The organism is Thermoactinomyces sp. CICC 23799, from assembly GCF_016055145.1.
Lineage (GTDB): Bacteria > Bacillota > Bacilli > Thermoactinomycetales > Thermoactinomycetaceae > Thermoactinomyces > Thermoactinomyces intermedius.
Map to the genome: position 1 here is coordinate 202,437 of NZ_JAECVV010000001.1, position 22,750 is coordinate 225,186.

The 22,750-nt window shown below is 49.4% G+C and carries 21 protein-coding genes and 1 pseudogene; 14 read left to right on the forward strand and 8 right to left on the reverse strand.

Going from position 1 to position 22,750, the window contains the following annotated elements; translation table 11 throughout:
* Nucleotides 1–142: 142 nt before the first annotated feature.
* The gene (locus I8U21_RS01135; RefSeq protein WP_198053059.1) at nucleotides 143–1,978 is read left to right on the forward strand and encodes a monovalent cation:proton antiporter family protein; all 1,836 of its coding nucleotides are present in this window, start codon (nucleotides 143–145) and stop codon (nucleotides 1,976–1,978) included.
* Nucleotides 1,979–2,010: 32 nt separating this feature from the next.
* Here the strand turns inward: I8U21_RS01135 and helD are convergent, their stop codons facing one another.
* The gene (gene helD / locus I8U21_RS01140) at nucleotides 2,011–4,371 is read right to left on the reverse strand and encodes an RNA polymerase recycling motor HelD (protein ID WP_198053060.1); all 2,361 of its coding nucleotides are present in this window, start codon (nucleotides 4,369–4,371) and stop codon (nucleotides 2,011–2,013) included.
* A gap of 291 nt (nucleotides 4,372–4,662) precedes the next feature.
* Here helD and I8U21_RS01145 point away from each other — a divergent pair, with 291 nt between their 5' ends.
* From I8U21_RS01145 to sigK, 12 genes and pseudogenes are all read left to right on the forward strand, one after another.
* Nucleotides 4,663–5,661: a LacI family DNA-binding transcriptional regulator gene (locus I8U21_RS01145; protein ID WP_181731017.1), complete on the forward strand. Its 999-nt coding sequence runs from the start codon at nucleotides 4,663–4,665 to the stop codon at nucleotides 5,659–5,661.
* Nucleotides 5,643–6,527 (forward strand): ribokinase, encoded by an 885-nt coding sequence (gene rbsK, locus I8U21_RS01150; protein WP_198053061.1) that lies wholly within the window; start codon nucleotides 5,643–5,645, stop codon nucleotides 6,525–6,527. Before I8U21_RS01145 ends, rbsK begins: the two co-directional genes overlap by 19 nt.
* Nucleotides 6,524–6,916, forward strand: coding sequence for a D-ribose pyranase (rbsD, locus tag I8U21_RS01155; protein ID WP_181731015.1), 393 nt, complete (start codon nucleotides 6,524–6,526; stop codon nucleotides 6,914–6,916). The genes rbsK and rbsD overlap by 4 nt, the downstream gene beginning before the upstream one ends.
* Before the next feature lie 18 nt (nucleotides 6,917–6,934).
* The gene (locus I8U21_RS01160; protein ID WP_181731014.1) at nucleotides 6,935–8,434 is read left to right on the forward strand and encodes a sugar ABC transporter ATP-binding protein; all 1,500 of its coding nucleotides are present in this window, start codon (nucleotides 6,935–6,937) and stop codon (nucleotides 8,432–8,434) included.
* Complete coding sequence (locus I8U21_RS01165; protein ID WP_181731013.1) at nucleotides 8,418–9,362, forward strand: ABC transporter permease subunit; 945 nt, start codon at nucleotides 8,418–8,420, stop codon at nucleotides 9,360–9,362. The genes I8U21_RS01160 and I8U21_RS01165 overlap by 17 nt, the downstream gene beginning before the upstream one ends.
* 14 nt (nucleotides 9,363–9,376) lie before the next feature.
* Complete coding sequence (rbsB, locus tag I8U21_RS01170; RefSeq protein WP_198053062.1) at nucleotides 9,377–10,291, forward strand: ribose ABC transporter substrate-binding protein RbsB; 915 nt, start codon at nucleotides 9,377–9,379, stop codon at nucleotides 10,289–10,291.
* Nucleotides 10,292–10,582: 291 nt separating this feature from the next.
* The gene (gene ssuE, locus I8U21_RS01175) at nucleotides 10,583–11,170 is read left to right on the forward strand and encodes an NADPH-dependent FMN reductase (protein WP_198053063.1); all 588 of its coding nucleotides are present in this window, start codon (nucleotides 10,583–10,585) and stop codon (nucleotides 11,168–11,170) included.
* A complete protein-coding gene (locus tag I8U21_RS01180) occupies nucleotides 11,167–11,487 on the forward strand; it encodes a hypothetical protein (RefSeq protein ID WP_181731010.1) in 321 nt (106 codons plus the stop codon). Before ssuE ends, I8U21_RS01180 begins: the two co-directional genes overlap by 4 nt.
* Before the next feature lie 12 nt (nucleotides 11,488–11,499).
* Nucleotides 11,500–12,570 carry a dimethylsulfone monooxygenase SfnG gene (gene sfnG, locus I8U21_RS01185; RefSeq protein ID WP_198053187.1) on the forward strand — a complete coding sequence of 357 codons (1,071 nt, stop codon included), beginning with the start codon at nucleotides 11,500–11,502 and terminating at the stop codon, nucleotides 12,568–12,570.
* A 24-nt stretch (nucleotides 12,571–12,594) separates the two neighbouring features.
* Nucleotides 12,595–13,780 (forward strand): annotated as a pseudogene (locus tag I8U21_RS01190) (acyl-CoA dehydrogenase family protein).
* Between the two features lie 246 nt (nucleotides 13,781–14,026).
* A complete protein-coding gene (locus I8U21_RS01195; RefSeq protein ID WP_198053064.1) occupies nucleotides 14,027–15,478 on the forward strand; it encodes a 4-hydroxyphenylacetate 3-hydroxylase family protein in 1,452 nt (483 codons plus the stop codon).
* Between the two features lie 200 nt (nucleotides 15,479–15,678).
* Nucleotides 15,679–16,392, forward strand: a complete 714-nt coding sequence (sigK, locus tag I8U21_RS01200; protein ID WP_181731006.1) for an RNA polymerase sporulation sigma factor SigK — start codon at nucleotides 15,679–15,681, stop codon at nucleotides 16,390–16,392.
* A gap of 69 nt (nucleotides 16,393–16,461) precedes the next feature.
* On the opposite strand, the gene I8U21_RS01205 is transcribed toward sigK, so the two are convergent.
* The 4 genes from I8U21_RS01205 to I8U21_RS15100 form a co-directional block, all read right to left on the reverse strand.
* A complete protein-coding gene (locus tag I8U21_RS01205; RefSeq protein WP_181731005.1) occupies nucleotides 16,462–17,091 on the reverse strand; it encodes a tetratricopeptide repeat protein in 630 nt (209 codons plus the stop codon).
* A 276-nt stretch (nucleotides 17,092–17,367) separates the two neighbouring features.
* Complete coding sequence (locus I8U21_RS01210) at nucleotides 17,368–18,297, reverse strand: hypothetical protein (protein WP_198053065.1); 930 nt, start codon at nucleotides 18,295–18,297, stop codon at nucleotides 17,368–17,370.
* A gap of 311 nt (nucleotides 18,298–18,608) precedes the next feature.
* Complete coding sequence (locus I8U21_RS01215) at nucleotides 18,609–18,833, reverse strand: hypothetical protein (protein ID WP_198053066.1); 225 nt, start codon at nucleotides 18,831–18,833, stop codon at nucleotides 18,609–18,611.
* A 30-nt stretch (nucleotides 18,834–18,863) separates the two neighbouring features.
* Entirely contained in the window at nucleotides 18,864–18,989 is a 126-nt protein-coding gene (locus I8U21_RS15100; RefSeq protein ID WP_255516904.1) for a hypothetical protein, read from the reverse strand.
* Between the two features lie 311 nt (nucleotides 18,990–19,300).
* Here I8U21_RS15100 and cas6 point away from each other — a divergent pair, with 311 nt between their 5' ends.
* Nucleotides 19,301–20,056: a CRISPR system precrRNA processing endoribonuclease RAMP protein Cas6 gene (gene cas6 / locus I8U21_RS01220; RefSeq protein ID WP_198053067.1), complete on the forward strand. Its 756-nt coding sequence runs from the start codon at nucleotides 19,301–19,303 to the stop codon at nucleotides 20,054–20,056.
* A gap of 62 nt (nucleotides 20,057–20,118) precedes the next feature.
* On the opposite strand, the gene I8U21_RS01225 is transcribed toward cas6, so the two are convergent.
* The 3 genes from I8U21_RS01225 to I8U21_RS01235 all read right to left on the reverse strand — a co-directional run bounded on the left by I8U21_RS01225 (nucleotide 20,119) and on the right by I8U21_RS01235 (nucleotide 22,694).
* On the reverse strand, nucleotides 20,119–20,592 hold the full coding sequence (locus I8U21_RS01225; RefSeq protein WP_232337424.1) for an NUDIX domain-containing protein: 474 nt from the start codon (nucleotides 20,590–20,592) through the stop codon (nucleotides 20,119–20,121).
* Nucleotides 20,593–20,724: 132 nt separating this feature from the next.
* Nucleotides 20,725–22,434 (reverse strand): coiled-coil domain-containing protein, encoded by a 1,710-nt coding sequence (locus tag I8U21_RS01230; RefSeq protein ID WP_198053068.1) that lies wholly within the window; start codon nucleotides 22,432–22,434, stop codon nucleotides 20,725–20,727.
* A gap of 86 nt (nucleotides 22,435–22,520) precedes the next feature.
* Complete coding sequence (locus tag I8U21_RS01235) at nucleotides 22,521–22,694, reverse strand: hypothetical protein (protein WP_198053069.1); 174 nt, start codon at nucleotides 22,692–22,694, stop codon at nucleotides 22,521–22,523.
* Between the last annotated feature and the right edge of the window lie 56 nt (nucleotides 22,695–22,750).

The following is a 22,750-nucleotide window of genomic DNA, read 5'->3' on the forward strand; positions in this document are numbered from 1 at the left end:
CAAAATAAAAATTATACGGACCGGCACTTGTCACGGATCTCAAAGACCATTATGATGGGCAAGAAAGTGCTTTGCAACTTCTCAGGTTCCGGCAGGGTCTATAGTTAGAAATTGAAACCCGTGATGGATGGGGGGACAAAATATGGAAGTGGATCATTCATTGATTTCAGTCATGGTTGTGGTCATCGTCGCATTTTTGATTCCGATCTTATTGCACCGCTTGAAATGGAACGCAATTCCGGCCGTAGTCGCAGAAATCATGGTGGGTTTGATCCTGGGAAAAAGCGGCTTGGGATGGGTGGTTGAGGACACCTGGCTGGAAATGTTATCCACGCTTGGCATTATCTTTTTAATGTTTTTAAGCGGACTGGAAATTGACTTTAATATGATTTTAAACACGGGGAAAACAAGCGGACAGAAAGAGAACCGGGAAAATCCGCTCATGATCGGGCTGGTCAGTTTTATAAGCATTCTTCTTTTGTCTTTTGTGATCAGTTGGATCTTTAATGTTGCGGGCTTGATCAAAGATCCTTACTTTATCACTTTGATCATTTCCACCATCTCTTTGAGTGTCACCTTGCCGGTGGTGAAGGATAAAGGGATCAATAAAAAACCGCTCGGACAATCGATCCTGGTGACAGCGGTGTTTGCGGACTTTATCACCATGATTTTGTTGGCGGTTTATGCGGCACTGAAGTCGGAAAAAGGATTTTTCAGCGTGCTGCTGTTATTGTTGTTTTTTGTGATTTTCTTTGCGGTGTACCGCATTATCCAGGCATTAAAGCCCATCCGGCTGACCGAATCCATCTCCAAAGAGACGATTTCCATCGGTACACGCGGCGTCTTTGCCTTGATTATGTTTTTTGTCGCGTTATCGGAAACGGTCGGGGCGGAAAATATTTTGGGAGCCTTTTTGGCGGGCGTTATTGTGTCGCTGTTGGGGCCGCGGGAAGAGTTTGTCAGTCAATTGAATGCATTCGGGTTTGGCTTTTTAATCCCGATTTTCTTTGTGATGGTGGGTGCCAAGCTGGACCTGGTTTCGCTGGTGCAAGATACCCGCGCTTTGATCATGTTTCCGCTCATTTTGCTTGCCTTTATCTTATCCAAAGGACTTTTGGTGTTGATTTTCCGCAAGTGGTTTTCCTGGCGCGAGTCCGTCAGTTCGGGGATTTTGTTGACATCCACCATCAGTTTGGTCATTGCCGCCGCGGCGGTCGGGATGGATCTCGGAATCATCAACAACACCATGAACACGGCGTTGATTTTGGCCGCGTCCATCACCGTGATCATTCCGCCGATTATATTCCAACAATTGTTGCCGGATGTCACCGATGAGGTGGAACGCCCGTCCGTATCCCTGGTGGGGATCAATGCCGCGACGTTGACCCTGGCGCAGGATCTGCACCGGGACGGGTATGAAGTCAAGGTTTATGGAGCGGATAAATCGAATCTGGAAGAAGAACAGCGTCCGTTTCCGATCATTCAATTGCCGGTGGTCGAAGAGGAATACCTGCAAAAGGAAAACGGATTTTCATGCGACATCATGGTTTTGTTCACGCCACATGACGAAAGGAACGTGGATTTGGCCAAAGCGGCGAAGAAACAAGGCGTTGAACGGATCATTGCCCGGGTGGAAAGCAAAGAGTTGCAGCAGTCGTTAAACAATCTGGGAATCCAGCTTATCTCCACCTTCTTTGCCAATCAAACATTGACCAAGATTTTGATTGAACATCCGGGCTTGTTTAAACTGGTGAATCATGATAACGGAAATTTGATGGAAGTGAAACTGTTGAACCACCGTTACCATTTGGCCCGGGTCCGGGACCTGACTTTTTGGGGGGATACGTTGATTATCCGCATCCTGCGGGGAAATGAAGCCATCTTTCCTCACGGGGACACCGTGCTGGAAGTCGGGGACCGCCTCATTATCAGCGGAAGCCCCGATCACATTCACCGGTTGAGAGAAATGCTGCAATAAAAAAAGAGCGGTATGTTCCCGCTCTTTTTTGTTTACTGATGTTCCAAAATATAGGTGTTCCGGGGGGCTGCTTTAATAAACGGACTCATTTGGCCGAGGCAGTAAAGGTGCAAAGCATGCATGGCACGGGTGCAGGCGGTGTACAATAATTTCCGCTCGTTTTCCCGGTGATATTGATTCCCGGAAGCGTCATAAAGAATCACGGCATCAAATTCAATGCCTTTGGCGAGATAAACCGGAATGACCAGGATGCCCGGGCGAAATTCGACGGATTCTTTCGTGATCCGTTGCACCGGTCCGGCAGTTGCTTTGTTTAATGCCTCAAAAACCTTTTGGCTTTCCGCGGCCGTTTTGCATATGACGACAATCGTTTCATGCCCGTCTTTTTGCAACATTTCGATGCGGCGGAGAATCCGGCTGTGAAGTTCCTTCCGGTTTTGCACTTCGGTCACGGTCGGTTTGAGTCCCGGGCGTTCAAAGGGTTCGATGGCCTCTTTGTTTTCCGCCAGGTGGCGGGTGAATTCGATGATCGGAAAGGTGGACCGGTAACTTCGTTTCAATTCAACCAATTCGGTTTGCTCTTTTCCGTACAGCGAGGACAACTCGGCCATATTGTGATGAACCGGGGTGTGAGAAAAGACAGCCTGGTTGAAATCGCCGAGGATCGTCATCTTGCTGCGCGGAAACAAGCGCTTGAGAAAGAAAAACTGAAAAGGCGAGTAATCCTGCGCTTCATCAATAAAAACATGGCGGATGGACCGGTTGGTTTCCAATCCTTCGAGCCGGGTTTTCAAATAGAGCAAGGGAGTGGCGTCTTCGTAAAAAAGCTCCTTTTTCTCCAGTTTGGCAACCGTTTGCCGGCAGATGTCTGGCCAGGTTTCCGGCAGGTCCGTGACTCCGAGGGCATCTGGGGCCAGGTTTGGATCGGCAAACAGTTGCCGGTAGATGGCCGGAATGTCCAGAAACCGGAGTTTTTTGACCATACGGACAGCTGGTTTGATGTGTTTTTGGACCACTTTTTTGGCCAGCCAATGCCGTTCCCTTTCAAGATCGTCAAAGGTATCGGAAGTGAAATGTTTGTCTTTTTGCAGTGCTTGGTCTGCGCGGATGTAATCGGCCGGATTCATCCACTGGATTTCTTCATCCACCCAGTCTTTTTTGACTTCTTCCCGGGCCCGTTTCTTCAATTCTGCCATCAGCCGGTCTTTGACCAGGGAGATCCGGTGGGTGAGCGGAATGGACGAATCCAGGGAAGCAAAATGGGCTTTGATTTCCCCGGCCGGAATGAGCGTGCCGCCCCGGAACGGAATGTCCCGGAAGATTAACGCCCCATGTTGTCCGAGATAAGACAGATAACGGTCCAGAAACCGGATGTATGCCCGGGAGGCTTTGTAGCGGATGCCGGCAATCCTTGCCTCATACCCGTCTTCCTGATGGGCCGTCAAGGTATATTCGATTTGTGAAAACGGATCTTCCACTTTCAAGAGATTTTTTAATTGATGTTCCAACAGCTCCTGAAAAGTGGTTTGTTGCATGTTTTCCTCCCCGAGTTCCGGAAGAACCGTGGAGACATAACGGTTAAACATCGGATTGGGGGAAAACAATAGGATATTTTCGGCTTTCAATGAATTCCGGTACCGGTAAAGGAGATAGGCGACCCGTTGCAAAGCGGCCGACGTTTTTCCGCTTCCGGCCGCCCCCTGGACGATGACCAACCGGCTTTTTTCATTGCGGATGATGCGGTTTTGTTCCCGTTGAATGGTGGCCACGATGTTTTTCATTTGGGAGTCGGATCTTTTTCCGAGCACTTCCTGCAACAGTTGATCGCCAATGGTGATCCCGGTGTCAAACAAGCTTTCAATGATTCCGTTTTTTATCAGGAATTGGCGTTTCAGACCGATGACTCCTTCGACCGTTCCGCCCGGCGTCTCATACCGGGCCGGACCCGGCGGGTAATCATAGTACAGGCTGCAGACGGGGGCGCGCCAGTCATAAATGAGAAACTCATTCTTTTGCTCATCGACCAGCGAGGCGATTCCCAGATAGATCGACTCTTTTTCTTCCCCGTGTTCGGTAAAATCAATCCGCCCGAAGTAGGGGGAGGATTTCATTTTCTTTAAGACCTGCACTTGTTTTTGCGCGGTTCGGTGGCGGCGCTCCCGTTCCGCCAAAACTTCGGCTTGTTGCTTGATGCTGACCACGGTTTCGGTGGTTTCGACCTCGTCGGCAAAATTGATCCGCACATCATCCCAAAAGTATTTGCGTATATCCACAATGTCTGATTTGACTTCGCTTGCTTGCTGTTCAAGCGAAGAAAGGCGTCCGTCGATTTCATCGATCACCCGGTCGACACGTTCTTGCTCCTCCTGCCAAACCCGTTTGGAATTTTCCATGCTTCCGCTCCTTTCAAAAAAAGATTGACAAGGGATGGGTTTATGTTTTATAATTAATATGTAGTATTTTTTTATTTTAAATATAATGCGCATGAGGGTAAAATTCATTTTACCGGGTTCTTTTTTGGATTGCAAATGGAAAATTTTGGCGATAACGGCCGGCTGACGAAAAAAGCCGGCTTTTTGGTTTGTTTTTTAAGTTGAACAGAAAAACATTCATCTTGTGAATTAAACATTTTTGTGACATAATGATGTAAACGGTTACACATTAAATGAAAAATGGTGGGAGAAATGGCGACGATCAAAGATGTGGCGAAAGAAGCGGGGGTGTCGGTAGCGACCGTTTCCCGGGTGATCAACCGGAACGGGTATGTTCAGGAGGAGACCAGAAAATTGGTGGAAGCCGCCATTTCGAAATTGAATTATTTGCCGAATGAAGTGGCCCGTTCTCTTTATTTCCAAAAGTCGAAGCTGATCGGGCTGATCATCCCGGATATCACCAACCCCTTTTTTCCGGAAATTGCCCGGGGGGTTGAAGATGTTCTGCAACAAAACGGATACCGCTTGATTATCGGAAACAGCGATGAGGACGCAGAAAAGGAAGTCCGATATATTGAAACGTTCACCCAACATAACGTACTGGGCGTGATCAGCACCAGCAGTGAAGAAATTTCACAATGGGAAAAATTAAACATTCCCGTTGTCTTGCTGGACCGGATTCATCATGACTTTCCGTTTGTATGTTCGGATCAAAAGGAAGGAGGGCGGCTGGCCGCGCAAATCCTGCTGGACAGGGGCAGCCGCAATATCACGCTGCTTCGGGGCCCGAAACACGTGCGGACGGCGTATGAAAGGTTTTTTGCGGCGCTGGAAGTGCTCGGGAAATCCCAAGTGCAGTTTCAGGTGTTAAACACTTCCTTTTCTTTTGACGGGGCTTTGGAAACCGCCGGGAAACTGTTTGAATTGTATCCGGACACTGACGGGGTGATCGCCGTCAATGACATTGTGGCCTCGGCTGTTTTGCGGGAGGCGTTGCTCCGGGGCAGGAAGATTCCGGAGGAGATACAAATCATCGGTTTTGATGACATTCCGATGAGCAAGTTTCTGTTTCCCGCTTTATCCACCATTCAACAGCCCGCTTATGAAATGGGAAAGGAAGCGGCCCGATTGTTGTTGGAGAGAATCCGCCAAACGGATATCCGGAAAAAGCAAATCATTTTGCCTGTATCTTTTGTGGAAAGAGAGACAACCAGAAAGGCAGGGGATGGAACGTGGCAAAAATTGCAGTGATCGGCAGTTCATCCATTGACTTGGTGGTGAGTGCGGACAAGCGTCCGCAGGCCGGCGAAACGGTATTGGGGAATTCATTTGAAACCGTTCCCGGCGGAAAGGGAGCCAACCAGGCGGTGGCCGCGGCAAGGCTCGGAGCCGATGTGACCATGATCGGGCGGGTCGGGGACGACAACTTCGGCGAGATCATCCTGGAGAATTTGAAAGCCAACGGGGTCAATACGAAATATATGGAACCGGTTACACATACCCGGTCGGGGACGGCACATATCACTTTGGCGGAAGGGGATAACAGCATTGTCGTTGTCAAAGGGGCCAATGACCATACCACACCGGAATATGTGAAAAAAGCCGAAGCGGCGATTCGTGAAGCGGACATCGTGCTGGTTCAGTTGGAAATTCCGATGGAGACGGTGGAATTTGCGGCGGAGCTTTGCGACAAGCTGGGGGTTCCGCTGCTGCTCAATCCCGCACCGGCACGGCCCATCAGCCGGGAATTGATTGAGAGGGCTTCGTTCATCACCCCCAATGAACATGAATTCAAGCTCTTGTTTGACGGGGAAGACCGTTCCAAAGTGTTAAAAAGATATCCGAACAAATTGATCATCACGGAAGGCAAAGAAGGGGCCCGCTTTTTTGACGGAGAGAGAGAATGGCTGGTTCCGGGAATCAGCGTGCCGGTGGTGGATACAACCGGTGCCGGGGATACCTTTAACGCCGCATTCGCCGTTCAAATTGCCAATGGAAAATCCGTTTATGAAGCGCTTGAATTCGCCAACCATGCCGCCGCTTTGTCTGTGACGAAATTTGGTGCTCAGGGCGGGATGCCGACGGCAGAAGAAGTGAAAAGGAGTCGGGAAGGATGAAAAAAAACGGAATCATCAACAGCGCCATTTCCAAGGTTTTGTCCGATTTGGGGCATACAGATCAAATTGTGATTGCCGATGCGGGACTGCCGGTGCCCGCCGGCGTTCCCAAAATTGATCTGGCCGTCACGGTGGGTAATCCGTCATTTGAAGCCGTCGTGAAAGCGGTTCACGAGGACATGGTGGTGGAGAAAGTGATCGCCGCAGAAGAAATCGTGGCCGGAAATGCAAAGCAACATGCGTTTTTGGCCCGGGAATTTCCGGATCAAATCAGTTATGTTCCACATGAAGAATTCAAGCAGATGACAAGGCAGGCCAAAGCCGTCATCCGGACAGGGGAAGCCACGCCTTATTCCAATTGCATTTTGCAGGCAGGGGTCTTTTTCTGAAAAAAGGGGGGATGCATGATGCAAATTGAAATGCTCGATATCTATAAATCCTTTGGCGCCAACAAAGTCCTGGAAGGAGTCCGTTTCACCCTCCTTCCGGGAGAAGTACATGCCTTGATGGGGGAAAACGGAGCCGGCAAATCGACCCTGATGAATGTTTTAACGGGGCTTCACAAGCAAGACCAAGGTCGCATCCTGATCAACGGCGTTGAAAAACAGTACCAAAATCCCAAGGAAGCCGAAGATGACGGGATTGCTTTTATTCATCAGGAACTAAATATCTGGCCGGACATGACCGTTTTGGAAAATTTATTCATCGGCAGAGAAATCACCAACAAGCTGGGGATTTTGAAAACAGAAGAAATGAAAGCGCTGGCAAAAAAGGTGTTTGACCGTTTGGGAATCTCGCTTCCTTTTCACCGGGAGGCCGGAACATGTTCGGTCGGGGAGCAACAAATGATTGAAATTGCCAAAGCTTTGCTGACCGATGCCGAAGTTATCATCATGGATGAGCCGACATCGGCATTGACGGACCGGGAAATCGAGTCCTTGTTTCAGGTGATGCGGTCGTTGAAAGAAGACGGGGTTTCCATTGTGTATATTTCTCACCGCATGGAAGAGATTTTCACCATCTGCGACCGGATCACGGTGATGAGGGACGGGAAAACGATCGACACCAAGCCGGTGCAAGAGACCGACCCGCAAGAAGTCGTGAAAAAAATGGTGGGCCGGGAGTTGGATGAATGGTTTCCGGAAAGAAAGGCCAGACCAGGGAAAGTCGTCCTGGAAGTGCGAAATCTCACGCGACCGGATGTGTTCAGGGACATCAGCTTTTCGGTGCGTTCCGGTGAAATCTTGGGGATTGCCGGTCTGATGGGATCGGGAAGGACGGAGATCATGAGGGCGATTTTCGGGATCGACTTGTATGATGAAGGCGAAATTTGGATCGACGGCCAACAGGTCCGCATCAAGCATCCCGGTGATGCCGTTTCCCAAGGCATCGGTTTTATTACGGAAAACCGCAAGGATGAGGGGTTGCTGCTGGATTTTTCGATCAGGGAAAACATGAGCCTGGCCAATCTGAAAAGCTTTGCACCCCATGGATGGATGAAAACCAAAGACGAAGAGATGTTTGTGCAAATGATGGTGGAGCGCCTGAAAGTGAAAACCACGTCGGTGGATGAACTTACCGGAAACCTGTCCGGGGGAAATCAGCAGAAAGTGGTTCTTGCCAAATGGATCGGGACGGCTCCGAAAGTGCTCATCCTGGATGAACCGACGCGCGGAATTGATGTCGGGGCGAAAAAAGAGATTTACCACCTCATGAATGAACTTACGGACAGAGGGATGGCCATTGTGATGATCTCTTCCGAGTTGCCGGAAGTTTTGGGAATGAGCGACCGGATTCTGGTCATTCACGAGGGCAAACTGGCCGGGGAACTAAGACGCGAAGAAGCCACGCAGGAAAAAATCATGGTCTTGGCAACAGGGGGGGATCAACATGGAACAGATCGGTAAAAAAAGTGCCGGCATCATGCAAAAATTGGGTCCTTTTTTGGCGTTTGTTTTGTTGTTTGCGGTGGTTGCCGTTTTAAACCCGTCATTTATCGAACCGCTGAACTTATTGAATTTGCTCAGACAAATTTCGATTAATGCACTCATTGCTTTTGGTATGACGTTTGTCATTTTAACCGGCGGTATTGATTTATCGGTCGGTTCCATCCTGGCTTTGTCCAGTGCGTTGATGGCGGGCATGATCGTATCCGGTTTGGACCCGATCCTGTCCATATGCATCACTGCGCTTCTCGGGGCTTTGATGGGAGCAGTCAACGGACTTTTGATCACCAAAGGAAAAGTGGCGCCTTTTATTGCCACGCTGGCCACCATGACCATTTACCGGGGATTGACCTTGGTTTACACCAACGGAAATCCGATTACCGGTTTGGGGGATCACTACAGTTTTCAATTGTTCGGCCGCGGCTATTTCTTCGGCATCCCGGTTCCGGCCGTCACCATGCTGATCACGTTTATCATCCTGTGGTTTATCCTTCACAAAACGTCATTTGGAAGAAAAACATATGCCATCGGCGGGAACGAAACGGCGGCGTTTGTTTCCGGCATTAAAGTGGACCGGGTGAAATGCTTGATTTACAGCTTGGCCGGAATGATGGCGGCGATATCCGGAGCCATCCTGACTTCCCGCTTGAATTCCGCTCAGCCGACGGCCGGCACGGCTTACGAAATGGATGCCATTGCCGCGGTGGTTTTGGGCGGAACCAGTCTGGCCGGCGGGAAAGGAAGAATTTTCGGGACGTTGGTGGGGGCCCTCATCATCGGGACTTTGAACAACGGCCTCAATTTGCTGGGGGTTTCTTCCTTCTACCAACAAGTGGTCAAAGGAATTGTCATTTTGATTGCCGTTTTGATTGACCGGAAAAAATCATGAGGAGGGTGTCGGTGATGAAGAAGCTGGTTCATCTTCTGTTGATGTGTTCTGTCATTTTCGTTTTATCGGCTTGTTCCTTGGAACCGCCGGAATGGGCCAAACCTGCCAAAAAGAAAGATCTGGCCGACGTGAAAATCGGTTTGAGCGTTTCCACATTGGACAACCCGTTTTTTGTCTCTTTGAAAGAGGGCGTCTTAAAGGAAGCGAAAAGCAAAAACATGGAAGTGATCACCGTCGATGCACAAGATGACACCGCCAAACAAATCAATGACATTGAGGATTTGATTCAACAAGGCGTGGATATTCTCTTGATCAACCCGACTGATTCTTCCGCTGTGTCGACGGCCGTGCAAAGTGCCAACCACATTGGCATTCCGGTCATCACGCTGGACCGGACGGCCGATCAGGGAGAGGTGGCGTCCTTTATTGCCTCTGACAATATCGAAGGAGGAAAAATGGCGGCGGAATTTATCATTGATCAGCTGGGAAAAGATGCTAAAGTCGTCGAATTGCAAGGGACACCGGGAGCATCGGCAGCGCGTGAACGGGGACAAGGGTTCCGTTCCGTCGCAGACCAAAATTTGAATGTGATTGCCCGGCAAACGGCCAACTTCGACCGCACCCAGGGATTAAACGTCATGGAAAACCTGCTGCAGGGCCATAAAGAGATTGATGCCGTGTTCGCCCAAAATGACGAAATGGCGCTGGGAGCCATTGAAGCCATCAACAGTTCGGGAAGGGACATTTTGGTGGTCGGTTTTGACGGTAATGAAGATGCCATCAAAGCGGTCCAAGACGGAAGACTCGGTGCCACCATCGCCCAACAGCCAGAATTGATCGGAAAAGAAGCGGTGGTGGCGGCTTCGAAAATATTGAAAGGAGAAAAGGTGGAAAAGAAAATTTCTGTTCCTTTGAAACTGGTCCAATAGAAGCATTGGAAAAGCCGCTCAACCGGATAAGACCGGAAAGCGGTGGAACCGGATGAACCGCCTCAGGGGGAGGCGGTTTTCTTTTGTCCGGGTCCAAGCGGAAATGTGATTCATATTCTCTTTACTTTCGCCGAAGGGTGTGCTATATTAAATTTGAGTAATCAAATCGGAATTGTGAGTGTATATCAGGGTTTCCATTGCCGATCAGTCAACTGAAGGCACCTTTGCTTGCGAGGGTACTCGCAGGCGGGGTGTCCTTTTTTATTCCATGCCACAGAGAGGAGATGCTTTATGCCTGATGTGTTGATTCTCTCCGGAAGTCCGTCAAGAACGTCAAGGCTGAACGGGATTCTTGAACATGCCCGGCCCCTTTTGCAGGAAAGAGGGTTGAACGTCGGGGGGATCCACGTTTCGGATCTGCCGGCGGAGGCGCTCATTACGGCCGATTTTGAACATCCAGCCATTCAAGAGGCCAACCGCCAAGTGGAAAACGCGGATGCCGTCCTCATCGCCAGTCCGGTTTATAAAGCTTCCTATACCGGCATTCTCAAGACCTATCTTGATTTGTTGCCGCAAAAAGGGCTTCATGGAAAAATCATTCTTCTCGTTTTTATCGGTGGGACCATCAACCATTTATTGGCCATCGATTATGCTTTGAAACCGGTGTTGTCCGTATTGGGAGCGAGGCACATTTTGGGCGGCGTTTACGTCATCGACTCCCAGGTGCAACGAGACAGACGAGGGCAATTGGTGTTGGAAGAGGAAGTGAAACAGCGGTTAAATGATGCACTCCGGGAATTGATCGAAGAGGTCTTGTGGCATTCAGGCAAGAAAAACCGCCTTTTGCCCGGAGTGAACAGGAGGGCCGCGGGAAATTGAAATTACCATCTGCCAAAACTCCCTCGGTGCCCGTCGGCCCGCCACTCGTGCATCAACCGGATTACCGGTTTGCCGCCTGGTGCCGCCGGCAATACGGCATCAACCGGGGCATTTACAATACGATTGATGATGCGCTGTACCGGTTTGGTTTGAAAGATATCGCGACCCGCCGGAAAACCATCGTCTCGTTTTTGGACGAGGTTTATCAATCCGGAAAATGCCGGGAGAAGGACCGGGTCAAATTCGGAAAGGGCATGCTGATGGCCACACTCCATCAATATCTTCGCGATTCGTTCCAATTTGTTGAGATGAGGTGAAGAAGCGATGGCATTAAAGTTTGCTACTGGGTTCCCAATGTAAGCGGCGGCTTGGTGATTTCCGACATCCGGCAAAAAACGGATTGGTCTTTTGAAGCCAATGCCCGGTACGCCCGCATTGCCGAGCAGGCCGGATTTGAATATGCGTTGCTGCAAACCCGTTTTGTGGGCAGCTATGGTGCGGAGAATCAATTGGAAGCGATCACGTTGGCGGCGGCATTGGCGGCCGTCACCCAAAAGATCCGGCTCATTACGGCCATTCTGCCGGGCTTGTGGCACCCGGGCGTGGTGGCGAAGATGATCGCAACCCTGGATCAGATCAGCAACGGGCGGGCCGCGGTGAACATTGTCAGCGGATGGTTTAAAGATGAATTCCACAAATACGGGCAACCCTGGCTGGACCATGATGAGCGGTATCGCCGGTCCGAAGAGTTCATCAGGGTGCTCCGAAGCATGTGGACGCAGGAAGAAACCACCTTCACGGGAGCTTTTTACCGCATTTGGCAAGCGCCGCTCAAACCCAAGCCCGCCACTTTGCCGCCCGTTTTTCAAGGGGGGAATTCCAAAGCGGCCAAGCAAATGGCGGCGCGGGTTTCCGATTGGTATTTCATGAACGGGAACACCCTGGAGGGGATCCGGAAACAGATTGATGAAGTGAAGGAATTAGCCGCCTTGGAAGGGAGGAAGGTTCAATTCGGCGTGAACGGGTTTGTCATCGTCCGGGATACCGAAGAAGAAGCAAAGCAAGTGCTGCGTGAGATCGTGGCCCATGCCGATCCGAAAGTGGTGGAAGGGTTCCGGGATCAGGTCCGTTTCGCCGGCAAAGCGTCTCCCGAAAGAGAGGGGATGTGGGCAAATTCCGGTTTTGAGGATCTGGTTCAGTATAATGACGGGTTTAAGACGGGATTGATCGGAACGCCCGAGCAGGTGGCCGACCGGATCATTGCGTTGAAAAAAGCCGGGGTGAACCTGATCTTGACCGGATTTTTGCATTATGAGGAAGATTTGGCGTTATTCGGTGAAAAAGTGATTCCGCTGGTGCGCGAAAAAGAACGGCTGTTGGAACAACCGGTGACAGACTGATCACCTAAAGGGGGAGAGTGAAACATGGGCAAGGCGGCCGATGAAAAAAGATACCGGGAGGAAGTGCGGGAGATTGTGGAAACCGTGGTGAAACCGCGGGCGGAACAAATTGACCGGGAAGGCGTGTTTCCGAGGGAGAATTTGCAAGCGTTGGCCAAACACGGGTGGAACGGGGTGCTCATCCCTGAAAAATGGGGCGGATTGGGCCTGAACCATGTGGCCTTTTCCATCGCCGCCGCGGAAATTGCCAAAGGGTGCGCTTCCACCGCACTGGTTTACGTGATGCATGTGGGCGCTGCGCAAACGATTCACCTGTATGGAAATGACGATCAAAAGCGTCGTTGGCTCAAACCGGTTCAACACGGGTTGATCGGAACTTATTCCACTAGCGAAAAAGCCACCGGCGGCCATTGGTGGTTCAATTTGAGCGAGGCTGAAAGGGATGGCGACGAATATATTTTGAATGCGGAAAAAATCGTTTACGACCAGTGCCGGACAAGCCGATTTTTATGTTTTTCAAACCAGGTCCCCCGGCGCCCGCAAACCGACGGACATCAGTTTTTTCATCATCGACGGGAAAAATCCGGGGATTCAAGCGGGGCATTGGGATGCATTGGGAGTCAGGGGAAACCACAGCGGTCCCATTCGGTATGAAAACGTAAGAATGCATGCCCGGGACCGCTTGGGGGAAGAAGGACAAGGAAAAGAAATCGTTGAAAACGGTGTGTCGCCTGTCTACCTGATCGGTTTGGGATCGGCTTGGGTCGGGGTGGCGGAAGCGGCACTCGAAGAAACCGTCCGGTATGCCAAAGGCACCATCCATCGGGATTTTAACAAGCGGCTGGCTGATTATCAGGTGATCCGGCAGGAATTGGCGAATGTGAAAATCTTGCTTGAAAGCCTCAAACATTGGCAAAATCATTTGGCCCGCGAGCTGGATGCGCTTCAGGCGGAAGGCCGGTCGCAAGCAGAGCTTTTGATCCCGCTGGTGGAGTTTAAAGTCCATGCGGCGGAAGTGGCAAGCAGAGCCACCCAGGCGGCGATGAATGTGAGCGGGGGTTACGGGTATAAAAAAGGAGTGATTGAGCGGTTGTTCCGGGATGCCCGCGCCGGCATTGTCATGGGCCCGTCCAATCATATTGCCCGCGAATGGATTGGAAAATCCCTGCTCGGTTTGCCCTTGGAGTTGTGGTATGAGGGAGGAGAATAAGCCGTGAATTGATCAGACCACTGAAGGTGTTTTGTTCGCGGCATCCGCTGTGGGAAAAGTGCCTTTTGTTTTTTCTTGTCGGCGGAATATCCGGCGTTTCGGGAGATGGAAAACCTCCCGAAACGTCTTTCATGTCAAAAAAACTCCGGCAGTGCTCTGTCTGTTTGAAAACAACCGGTTGCCATCATTTCAATTTGCCGGACGTCCTTTGCACGCAAGCTTTTTGGATGGGGGAGGAGAAGACGAATGACCGGATTGGGCGAACAGTTTATCAAGAGCTTACAGGACGGACGGGCGGTTTGGTTGGATGGGGAGCGGGTGGACAAGATCGCCGGCCACCCGGCTTTTCAAGGCACACTCAACACATTGAAGCGCCTGTTTGACACACTCGATGACCCCAAGATTCAGGAACACGTCGGATTCCGAAGCCCCAAAACCGGGGCTTATGTACATTATGCTTATTTGTTACCCTCAAGCGCGGAAGATCTGAAGCGGCGCACCCGCGCTTTTGAAATTTGGGGCCGGATGACGCACGGAGTGATGAGCCGGCTTTCGGAGTACGCCCGTTCGCTGGTCACCGGCTGGTACGCGGCCCGGAAAAGGTATCAGGCGTTTGATCCGCGGTTTGCGGAGAAAATCGAAAAATATTATGAAGAAGCCAGGGATCATCACCGGTTTGTCACGACCGCCCTGTTGGACCCGCAGATAGACCGTTCCAAGGGGCCGTCTGCGCAAACCGATCGGGATAACGTGTTGCGCATTGTCAAAAAGACGCGGGACGGGGTGATTTTGAGAGGGGCCAAGATGATTGCCACCGCTGCTCCCTATGCTCACGATTTCTTGGTTTATCCTTTTCACCGTATTCATGACGGGGATTTGGAACATGCGCATGTGATGATTGTCCCGGCCAACACGCCGGGGCTTCACATGGTGTGCCGGGAATCGTTTTCGTCCGGGCAAATCACCGATCACCCGCTCAGTTCCCGGTATGACGAGATGGATGCCGTTTTATTGTTTGACGATGCGTTTGTTCCGTGGGAACGCGTTTTATTGCACGACCATCCGGAAGCGGTTTGGAAATTGCGGACGGATGAGACGGCAAACAGCCTGGCGCATCACACCACCGTCATCCGCTTGCTGGTGAAGCTTGAATTTGTGACCGGAGTTGCTTTTGCGACAGCGGATGCGATCGGAGCCGACCGGTATCTGCATGTGCAGGAGAAATTGGGGGAATTGGTGATTCAAATCGAAACGGTCAAAGCCCTTTTGGAGGCTTCAGAAGCAAGGGCCCGTCCGGATGCGTTTGGAACATGGCTTCCCGATTGGACACCGGTTGAAACCGCCAGGAACTTGGGAGCGGGATATTATCCGCGGGCCATTGAAATTTTGCAGCAAATTGGTGCCGGGGGATTGATGCAGTTGTCTTCCAAAGCGGAACGAATCGAGGAGGGTCCGGCCCGGTTGATCCGCAAATATTATCGCGGGGCGAACATTGATGCCGACAGCCGGATCCGGCTGTTCAAATTGGCCTGGGACTTGATCGGCAGTCCGTTGGGTTCCAGACAAGAGCTTTATGAACGTTTCCACTCCGGGGATCCCGTGCGGATGTATGCCCGCCAATACTTGGAATATGATAAAAAAAGCTTAATTGACCCGGTGTGGCAGTTGGCAGGAATCAAAAGGAGCGACGGGCCGTGAGACCGCTTCAATCCGGCGGTTTGAAAAACCAGGGGATTGTTGTCCCTGGTTTTTTTGTTTTTTCCCTATCCGGCTTAACCAAGCCCATGCCGCATATAAATAAAAAGGATGAATTGAAAAATGAGATTCACCCCCGGCCCCGGTCGGGCATATGGTGATGATGAATGGGCTTTTGACCAGTGGGATGGAGGTGTCACAGATTGCCCGGTATGTTGACGGTGATGGCTTTCATGGTGAAAGAGATCATTGCGTTTGTCTCGTATATTAAAAATAATGCCTTTCCCCATCCGCTTTCATCGGAAGAAGAGGAAAAAGCATTAAAAGCGATGGCCCGGGGAGACACCAAAGCGCGCAATAAGCTGATTGAGCATAACCTGCGTCTGGTTGCACATATTGTGAAAAAGTTTGAAAATACGGGAGAAGACAATGAAGATTTGATTTCGATCGGAACGATTGGTTTGATTAAAGCGATTGAATCGTATCAGATGGGAAAAGGGACAAAATTGGCGACTTATGCGGCACGGTGTGTGGAAAATGAAATTCTGATGTATTTGCGTTCATTAAAAAAGTCCCGGAAAGATGTTTCCTTGCATGACCCCATTGGAACGGACAAAGAGGGAAATGAAATCACCTTGATTGATATTCTCGGAACGAGAGCGGATGATGTGGTCAAACAAGTGGAGATGCAGATTGAACGGCGCAATATTTATCAGCACATTCATATACTCGATCACCGGGAACAAGAGGTGATCCGGGCGAGATTCGGGCTGGGGGGTGAAAAAGAAAAGACACAGCGGGAGATTGCAAAGGAGCTGGGGATTTCCCGTTCTTATGTATCCCGGATTGAAAAAAGGGCGTTGATCAAGCTGTTTCATGAGTTTTACCGCAATGACCGGAAGGTGGAATCAAGATAAAACGATGGAAGAAGAAAAAGCAGATCTTGCCCGTTGGTTTCGGGAAAGATCTGCCGGCTGTTCAAACCCTTAATTTTTCGGTGGGTTGGAGAGGCCGTGAATCAAATAGTTTCCCCATTCACGCATGGCGATGACTTCTCCGGCTTCCGCCGCTTTTTGCAGCCAGATTTCTCCTTCTTCGATATTTTGCTCCAGACCTTGTCCATTCAACAAACGGTAACCCAAAACCCTCATGGCCACGGATTCTCCGGCTTCTGCGGCTCTTCTCAGCCACATTTCCCCTTCCTCGGGGTTTTTCTCCAATCCGTCTCCTTCAAGCAAACGGTAACCCAAGATTCTCATGGCCACCGGATAGTTGGCTTCCGCTGACTTTCGCAGCCACCTTTCTCCTTCTTCGGCATCTTTGGCCAGCCCTTCACCAACCAACAAACGGTAACCCAATTCCATCATGGCCCACCGGTCGCCGGCATCCGCTGCTTTTCTCAGCCATTTTTCGCCCTCTTCCAAATCTTGCGCCACTTTTGTGCCGGTCAACATAAGATAAGCCAACTCGGTCATCGACCAAATGTCTCCGGAGTGAGCCGCCCGGCGCAACCATTTGATTCCTTCGTCGGCGCCGAGTTGCTCCCGCTTTTTGCTCAGGTCAATTACTTGCGCGTTTTGTTCGCTGGATGGATTCTGGTTTTCATTTTGACTCATGCATTTTCACTCCCAAGCTTGAACGATCATGTGGGGACTCGTGAAACCGGTGTCTTTCAGGATTCAATCCGTGTAATTATGTAAAGAAAGAGAAAAAACGGAAACTGTCGTTTCACGGAGTCCTTTTGTTACAACTTGATTGTATCAAGCGAAATGATAAGAAAAGTATAAACTGAAAAAATAAAAAAAGAAAGGGGCTTTAGTAACTAAATGGAAATGTTCATACTTTTATGGATCCGGATGGTTTCCCGCCATTCGGATCCAATGAACTGTTCGCTAGGATGGCACCATGGGGTTGGTTTTTGAAAAAATGTTGATCTCTTCCTCAAGGGATTCCAGATTTAATTCGTTGCTGATCAATTGGGTCAAATGAAAGCTGAGTTGATTCAGCCGTTTGAAATATGCCAGATCCGACTGCAGTTTGTACCCGTCCGATTCGGTTAAATGCCCGATGAAATGCAGAATGGACAGGGCGATTCGGTTTTGTTTTTGGCCGAGGTCCGATTTGAATCGTTTTTGGACCCATTTATCCGGCAGCTCCTTGATGAGAAGGCCAAATGTCAAGGGATCCCGCCCGATGCTCTTGATATAATCCGGCGACCAGGATGGATGTGCTTTATGTATTTTTTTGACCGTACGGGGATGGGCCGTAAATTGAACCACTTGATGATAAACCGCATGGGCCGAATACAAGTGATGGTCATCCTCCGGGTCGAGATTGGCTGCGATGAGATAATAATAAATCAGGTCGCTCATGTCTTTGCTGAGAAACAATTTGTTTTGGTCATGGAATTGCTTCAACCATTTGTGCAGCTCATCATATTTCTGGAAACTTTTCTTTTCGTTAAATTTCTCTTCACTGTATTGGGGAGTGGAGAGAAGATCAAAATAGTATTTTTGGTACTTTTTTATTTTCATGATCAGTTCCTGATACAATCTCATCCGCTTTTCCAGGATTTGATCTTGTACAGAAGATCTGTGCTTTCCGGCGGAAACCGGCTCGGCCTTTTGGTTTCCGGGTTGTATCCGGACAAGCATGGCCACCAAAGCAAGCAGGGTGACGCAAATGTTCAAAAGAGAAACAACGATGGCAGCTTCAGCCTTGGGGATGTGATCTTTGATGAACCATAAGTTGGTTCCCAAAAGAAATCCTGCAACGATGCTGAACAGAAACAACAAAATCGATGTGAATACATACTTTTTCAACGAAAACCTCTCCTTTATCGCAAAGGGGACCCCCTTCCACCAAGATTTCGTGTCGCACGGTCATCAAAGGTATGAAACTTGGCATTATACCACTCGCATTTAATTTTTAATCAACGAACCACCTTGCGGATTGCTGAGAGAGCCTTTGCTCTCAAAGTTTTTTAGGATGATAAAAAATTAGTCCCCTCTGTATGAAAAATTCTGTTTCTATAGAATTATATAAAGCATGAATAAAATCTGTAAAGATTAAATGGGGAAAATGCCAATAAAAAAGCCTGAGCCATTCCTCAGGCCTGAATGAAACGAGTCTTTTATTCTCGCAGATTCAACTGGGAAATGAGCGAAGGGATATCAACAGCTAAAAACGAAAATGATTTACGCTCGAAGTCTTCCCATCGGACGGTTCCGTGTTGTTTGTTCACCACCACGATCCGGCCGTGTTCTTCCATTCCCAACGGGATGTGTTCCAATTGAGGGTGATTTTCTTTGTAACCTTTTTGTATATATGCAAAACCGCTCAATTCGATCCGGGGCAACACCGGCTTCCAAGAAATACAGCCCTCTTCTTAACCTTCATAAATCAAAAGGCCAACTTCCGCCAGACGGGGCGTTTTGAATAAAAAGGCTGCCCCCTGATCATATGCCGCCTTGCGTCTTGCAAAATAGGCTTTCATTGCTTCTTTCATATCCATGATGAAATATCATCCTTCATACAAATCTTCCATCTCCAACCACCATCCCTGTCTTCCGCCGTATGATTGACCCATTCATGCATATTGGTCTTGACAAGTTGCAGTTCATCTTTTGTCATTGGAGTGATACCAAGATCATAAGCACCATCGCCCATGCTGTATACCTTAAACAAAATGGTGCTTGTATCGGGAGGGAAAAGGAAAAGAGAATAGCCTTTTTAAACGGAATTGTCCAAATTGAAGGCGCTTAAGCAGCGGCCCGTTACGGTAAAGAGACTCAGACACACAGACAAAAAAATAAGGAGGACGACATGTACCGGTTGCGCTTCAAAGTAAATACATCTTACGAAGGCGATGGCGTCGGGGTTTTGTCCAAGCGGTTTCATGCATTTATCCTGCGATCGATTCAGCAGGAATCGCCCGCATTGTCACAGCATTTGCATGACCGGAAGGAGCGGCAGGCTTTTTCGACAAGATTGATGCCGCAAAAAGGGGAGGTGTGGGTCAATACCCCGGATCCCAATGTTGTTTCCTGTCTTCAGCGCCAGCTGCGGGCCGGGGCGGAAATGGATCTGATCGACTGGAAGGGGGTAATTGTAGGACATCGTTGCCAAACTTTTTCTCCCGCCCGGATTTCAGAAACGTTTTCACCCGGTTTCACCTTGCACTTTTTGACTCCGACAACCTTTTATCAACGGGGAAATTATTATCCGCTTCCGGAACTGAAGCGCCTTTTTTCGAGTGCTGCCAAGGCATATCAACTTTGTACCGGGAAAGAAACGGAGTGGGGAGAACTGGAATCGTTAATCCGGAAAATCCGGGTCGAGTATTTGTCCGTCTTGACGCAGCGGGTATCTTTCGGGAAATTTAACCTCGTTGGATTCAAAGGTAAAATGGCCATGAGTATGAAGGCATTGGAAAAAGAAGAACAACATTGGATTTGGCAGTTGATGGCATACGGTGCTCTCATGGGATTTGGTTACAAAACTGCTTGGGGGTTGGGGCAAACGCTCCTGAAACCGTTGGAAGAAAAGCAAGAGCTGTTTGGAGTTTCCTCAAAAGAATAGAGGACACCTCATGAAGAGGATGGAAATTAAAAAACCCTGGCAGATGTCGGCCGGGGTTCAATTTATCGAATGAATGCCCTGTCCTGTTGCTTAAGATGATCGTTGATCCGGACTCTTTGCGCAGGGTGCATATCCAGTTGTTCAATTTCTTCAACACCGAAAAAGCCGACTTGATGAGATTCTTCACTTACGGACAATTCTCCGCCGGTAACTTTGCATTCAAAGCAAATGGAAAACTGTTGCCGGACCTCGCCGTCATCATAAGCGATGCGATGGCCCGGATCTGTATAAATCCCGATCAATTTTTCCACCTTGATATCCAATCCGGTTTCCTCTTTGACTTCGCGAATAATGGTTTCTTCAATGGATTCCCCCAGTTCCATGGCTCCTACCGGGAGGGACCACAAGGCGTTGTCTTTTCGCTTGTGCAGCAAGATCTTTCCATCGTAATTCAAGACAACGGCGGAAGCCGCCGGAACGATCGAATTGGGCTTTGGTGCATCCGGTGCATGGTAATAATCTTTTCTACCTATCATAAAAACCTCCGTTTCCGGAATGAAGATATTTTTGCTTCCATCATACCAATCATTTACTGAAAATTGAAACAGACGCGCTGATTGGTCACGCACAGAAAAAAGCCAGGCTGTACAAAGCCCGGCTTTTTTGGGTTATACGGGGGTGGTGGCCATTTCCCCCTCAAGGTTTTCGGTTTGGCTGGCAATCCATGCTTTCAATTGATTGAACAGTTTTCCATATGGTTTGAGAAGATCCGGTTCGAGATGGATTTCTTGTTTTGCGAAGGGTTGCATCAACCGTTTTTCGGTTCCTTCGCTTTCATAAGGCTGAAGGCAGGATTGCACATGAACAAAACGGGCATTGTCCGGGTCCCGCGAGATGTTCAGGCAAAGATGAAAGCCACGGGTATGGGATGAAAAGAGATATGAGTGCTCAGCATGATTTGCGACCTTTTGCCAAGAGCGGACGAGTTCATCATGTTGACGCAACAGACCCAGCGAGCTTTTCACGGATTCCATTTCCGATTGGATTTTTTCCATCTCCGCCTTCAGCGTTTCCATTTCCCGATGGATCTTTTTTTGTTCATCGGCCAGCTTCTGGATTTTGGATCGGGTTTCGTAAATTTGGCGCGTCAAGTATTGGAGTTCCGTTTGGACGGCGATGAGTTCCTGTTGCTTTTGTTTCAGTTTGCCGGAACGAAACAGGCGTTTGAAAAATCCGCTGAGTTGCCGGATTTCTTTTTTCAGCTGGTTTTCAACCGCTTCTTTGGTGCTTTTCTCTTGTGCATATTTCTCTTTCTGTTCCTCATATTCAGATTGTTGTTGCAATAAATCGGTTTGTTGTTGTTGCAAGTCTTCGGCTTGCTGCTTCAGTCGATCATATTTTTCTTCCAGTTGCTCCCGTTGTTCTTCGCGTTGCTGAATCAGTCCGGTTTGAAACCGGAAAGGGAAATCCTCTGGTGCCAGCGGTTGGGCGTGGTAACGGGACAGCACCTGATGGATGGTGTCGTGCAAGCGTTGATCTTTGATCTTCGGAAGATCAAACGCGGGAAAAGGTTTTTCGTCCAGATCCAAAAAAACCAATTGCTTCTCCATGGAGATCAGTTCCATTCCGGGAGGCTGAGCTTCTGTTTGGGTTACCTTGCCGTAGATCGCAATTTTTCTTCCCAAAAGCGGGGAGAGGAAATCCCGGTCATACAGGTGCCCCGGGGAAACCGTGACCTTGAAATTCCCTTCAGGACCCAAAGTCAGTTCCACGCCGTGGTGCCGGTTCAACGAGAGGTTTTGCACCACACCGGTGATGATGGCGGATTGGCCGGTTGCCTGGTGTGCCGATTCATGAGAGTACAAGATTTGCCCCAAATCGGTGGTTTTTCCGTCCGCTTGAACCCGTTGGTGAACCCAATCGTCCTGCATCCCGTCAAACAGTTCTTGAAACAGAAAAGACCGTCTATCAGTTTTGCCGGCAGCCGGTTTGGATTCCGGGGAACGGGCCGGTGTGTCCAAATGCAGGCTTTTTTCCAAGTCCGGCAGACAAATCACTTGATCATGGAGAACGGTTAATCCGTGCCTTTGGGCCACTTCGCGAAGATAGCCGGCGTCCCGGAAAACGCATCCGGGGATGTGTTTTTGATTGGGGCGGAGCCGGAAATGATGTTCTTTGCTTTTTTTAAAGTGATAATGGCTCACTTTGGGAAGCTCTGAGCGCGAAGGCGGCGTTGCGTGCTCTTGGATGTAGCGCTTCCAGCAACCGAAACAGTAAAATTCGCCCTTGATTTTGGTAAAGCGGGAAGGGTCCCGTTCCCGGAGCGCGGCGATTTCCTTTGTGTGTTTCCGTTGCCATGTCTCATTCTCCCATAACATCGCATTCCTCATACTGGTTACAGAGGGCATATCAAAGATCACCTCATATGTATAAATATTCTTCCCTCTATTACCATATCAAAGAATTACCGTTCCTTTAACCAAGGAGACCCATTCCAGTTCTCATGATTAGTCCAGCCGGTCAAATTTTCGTCCTTTTTGGCATTCACCCATCCCCGCGGGTTTAAATCCGATCGGGTGAAATAATTCTGTTTGGGCAGCGGTTTTGCTTTGACATTCCAACCAAAATTCTTTTTCATCAGCGTCATCTCCTTCTATATTTAAAATGAAATGTTGTTATATCGGAGAGAATATT

Coding starts and splice junctions, on each gene's coding strand:
- I8U21_RS15100 (WP_255516904.1), bottom strand. CDS start 18,989: ATGGATATGAAAGAAGCAATGAAAGCCTATTTTGCAAGACGCAAGGCG.
- helD (WP_198053060.1), bottom strand. CDS start 4,371: ATGGAAAATTCCAAACGGGTTTGGCAGGAGGAGCAAGAACGTGTCGAC.
- I8U21_RS01135 (WP_198053059.1), top strand. CDS start 143: ATGGAAGTGGATCATTCATTGATTTCAGTCATGGTTGTGGTCATCGTC.
- ssuE (WP_198053063.1), top strand. CDS start 10,583: ATGCCTGATGTGTTGATTCTCTCCGGAAGTCCGTCAAGAACGTCAAGG.
- I8U21_RS01235 (WP_198053069.1), bottom strand. CDS start 22,694: ATGAAAAAGAATTTTGGTTGGAATGTCAAAGCAAAACCGCTGCCCAAA.
- I8U21_RS01160 (WP_181731014.1), top strand. CDS start 6,935: ATGCAAATTGAAATGCTCGATATCTATAAATCCTTTGGCGCCAACAAA.
- rbsD (WP_181731015.1), top strand. CDS start 6,524: ATGAAAAAAAACGGAATCATCAACAGCGCCATTTCCAAGGTTTTGTCC.
- I8U21_RS01225 (WP_232337424.1), bottom strand. CDS start 20,592: ATGATAGGTAGAAAAGATTATTACCATGCACCGGATGCACCAAAGCCC.
- I8U21_RS01205 (WP_181731005.1), bottom strand. CDS start 17,091: ATGAGTCAAAATGAAAACCAGAATCCATCCAGCGAACAAAACGCGCAA.
- I8U21_RS01165 (WP_181731013.1), top strand. CDS start 8,418: ATGGAACAGATCGGTAAAAAAAGTGCCGGCATCATGCAAAAATTGGGT.
- I8U21_RS01195 (WP_198053064.1), top strand. CDS start 14,027: ATGACCGGATTGGGCGAACAGTTTATCAAGAGCTTACAGGACGGACGG.
- cas6 (WP_198053067.1), top strand. CDS start 19,301: ATGTACCGGTTGCGCTTCAAAGTAAATACATCTTACGAAGGCGATGGC.
- I8U21_RS01230 (WP_198053068.1), bottom strand. CDS start 22,434: ATGTTATGGGAGAATGAGACATGGCAACGGAAACACACAAAGGAAATC.
- I8U21_RS01145 (WP_181731017.1), top strand. CDS start 4,663: ATGGCGACGATCAAAGATGTGGCGAAAGAAGCGGGGGTGTCGGTAGCG.
- rbsB (WP_198053062.1), top strand. CDS start 9,377: ATGAAGAAGCTGGTTCATCTTCTGTTGATGTGTTCTGTCATTTTCGTT.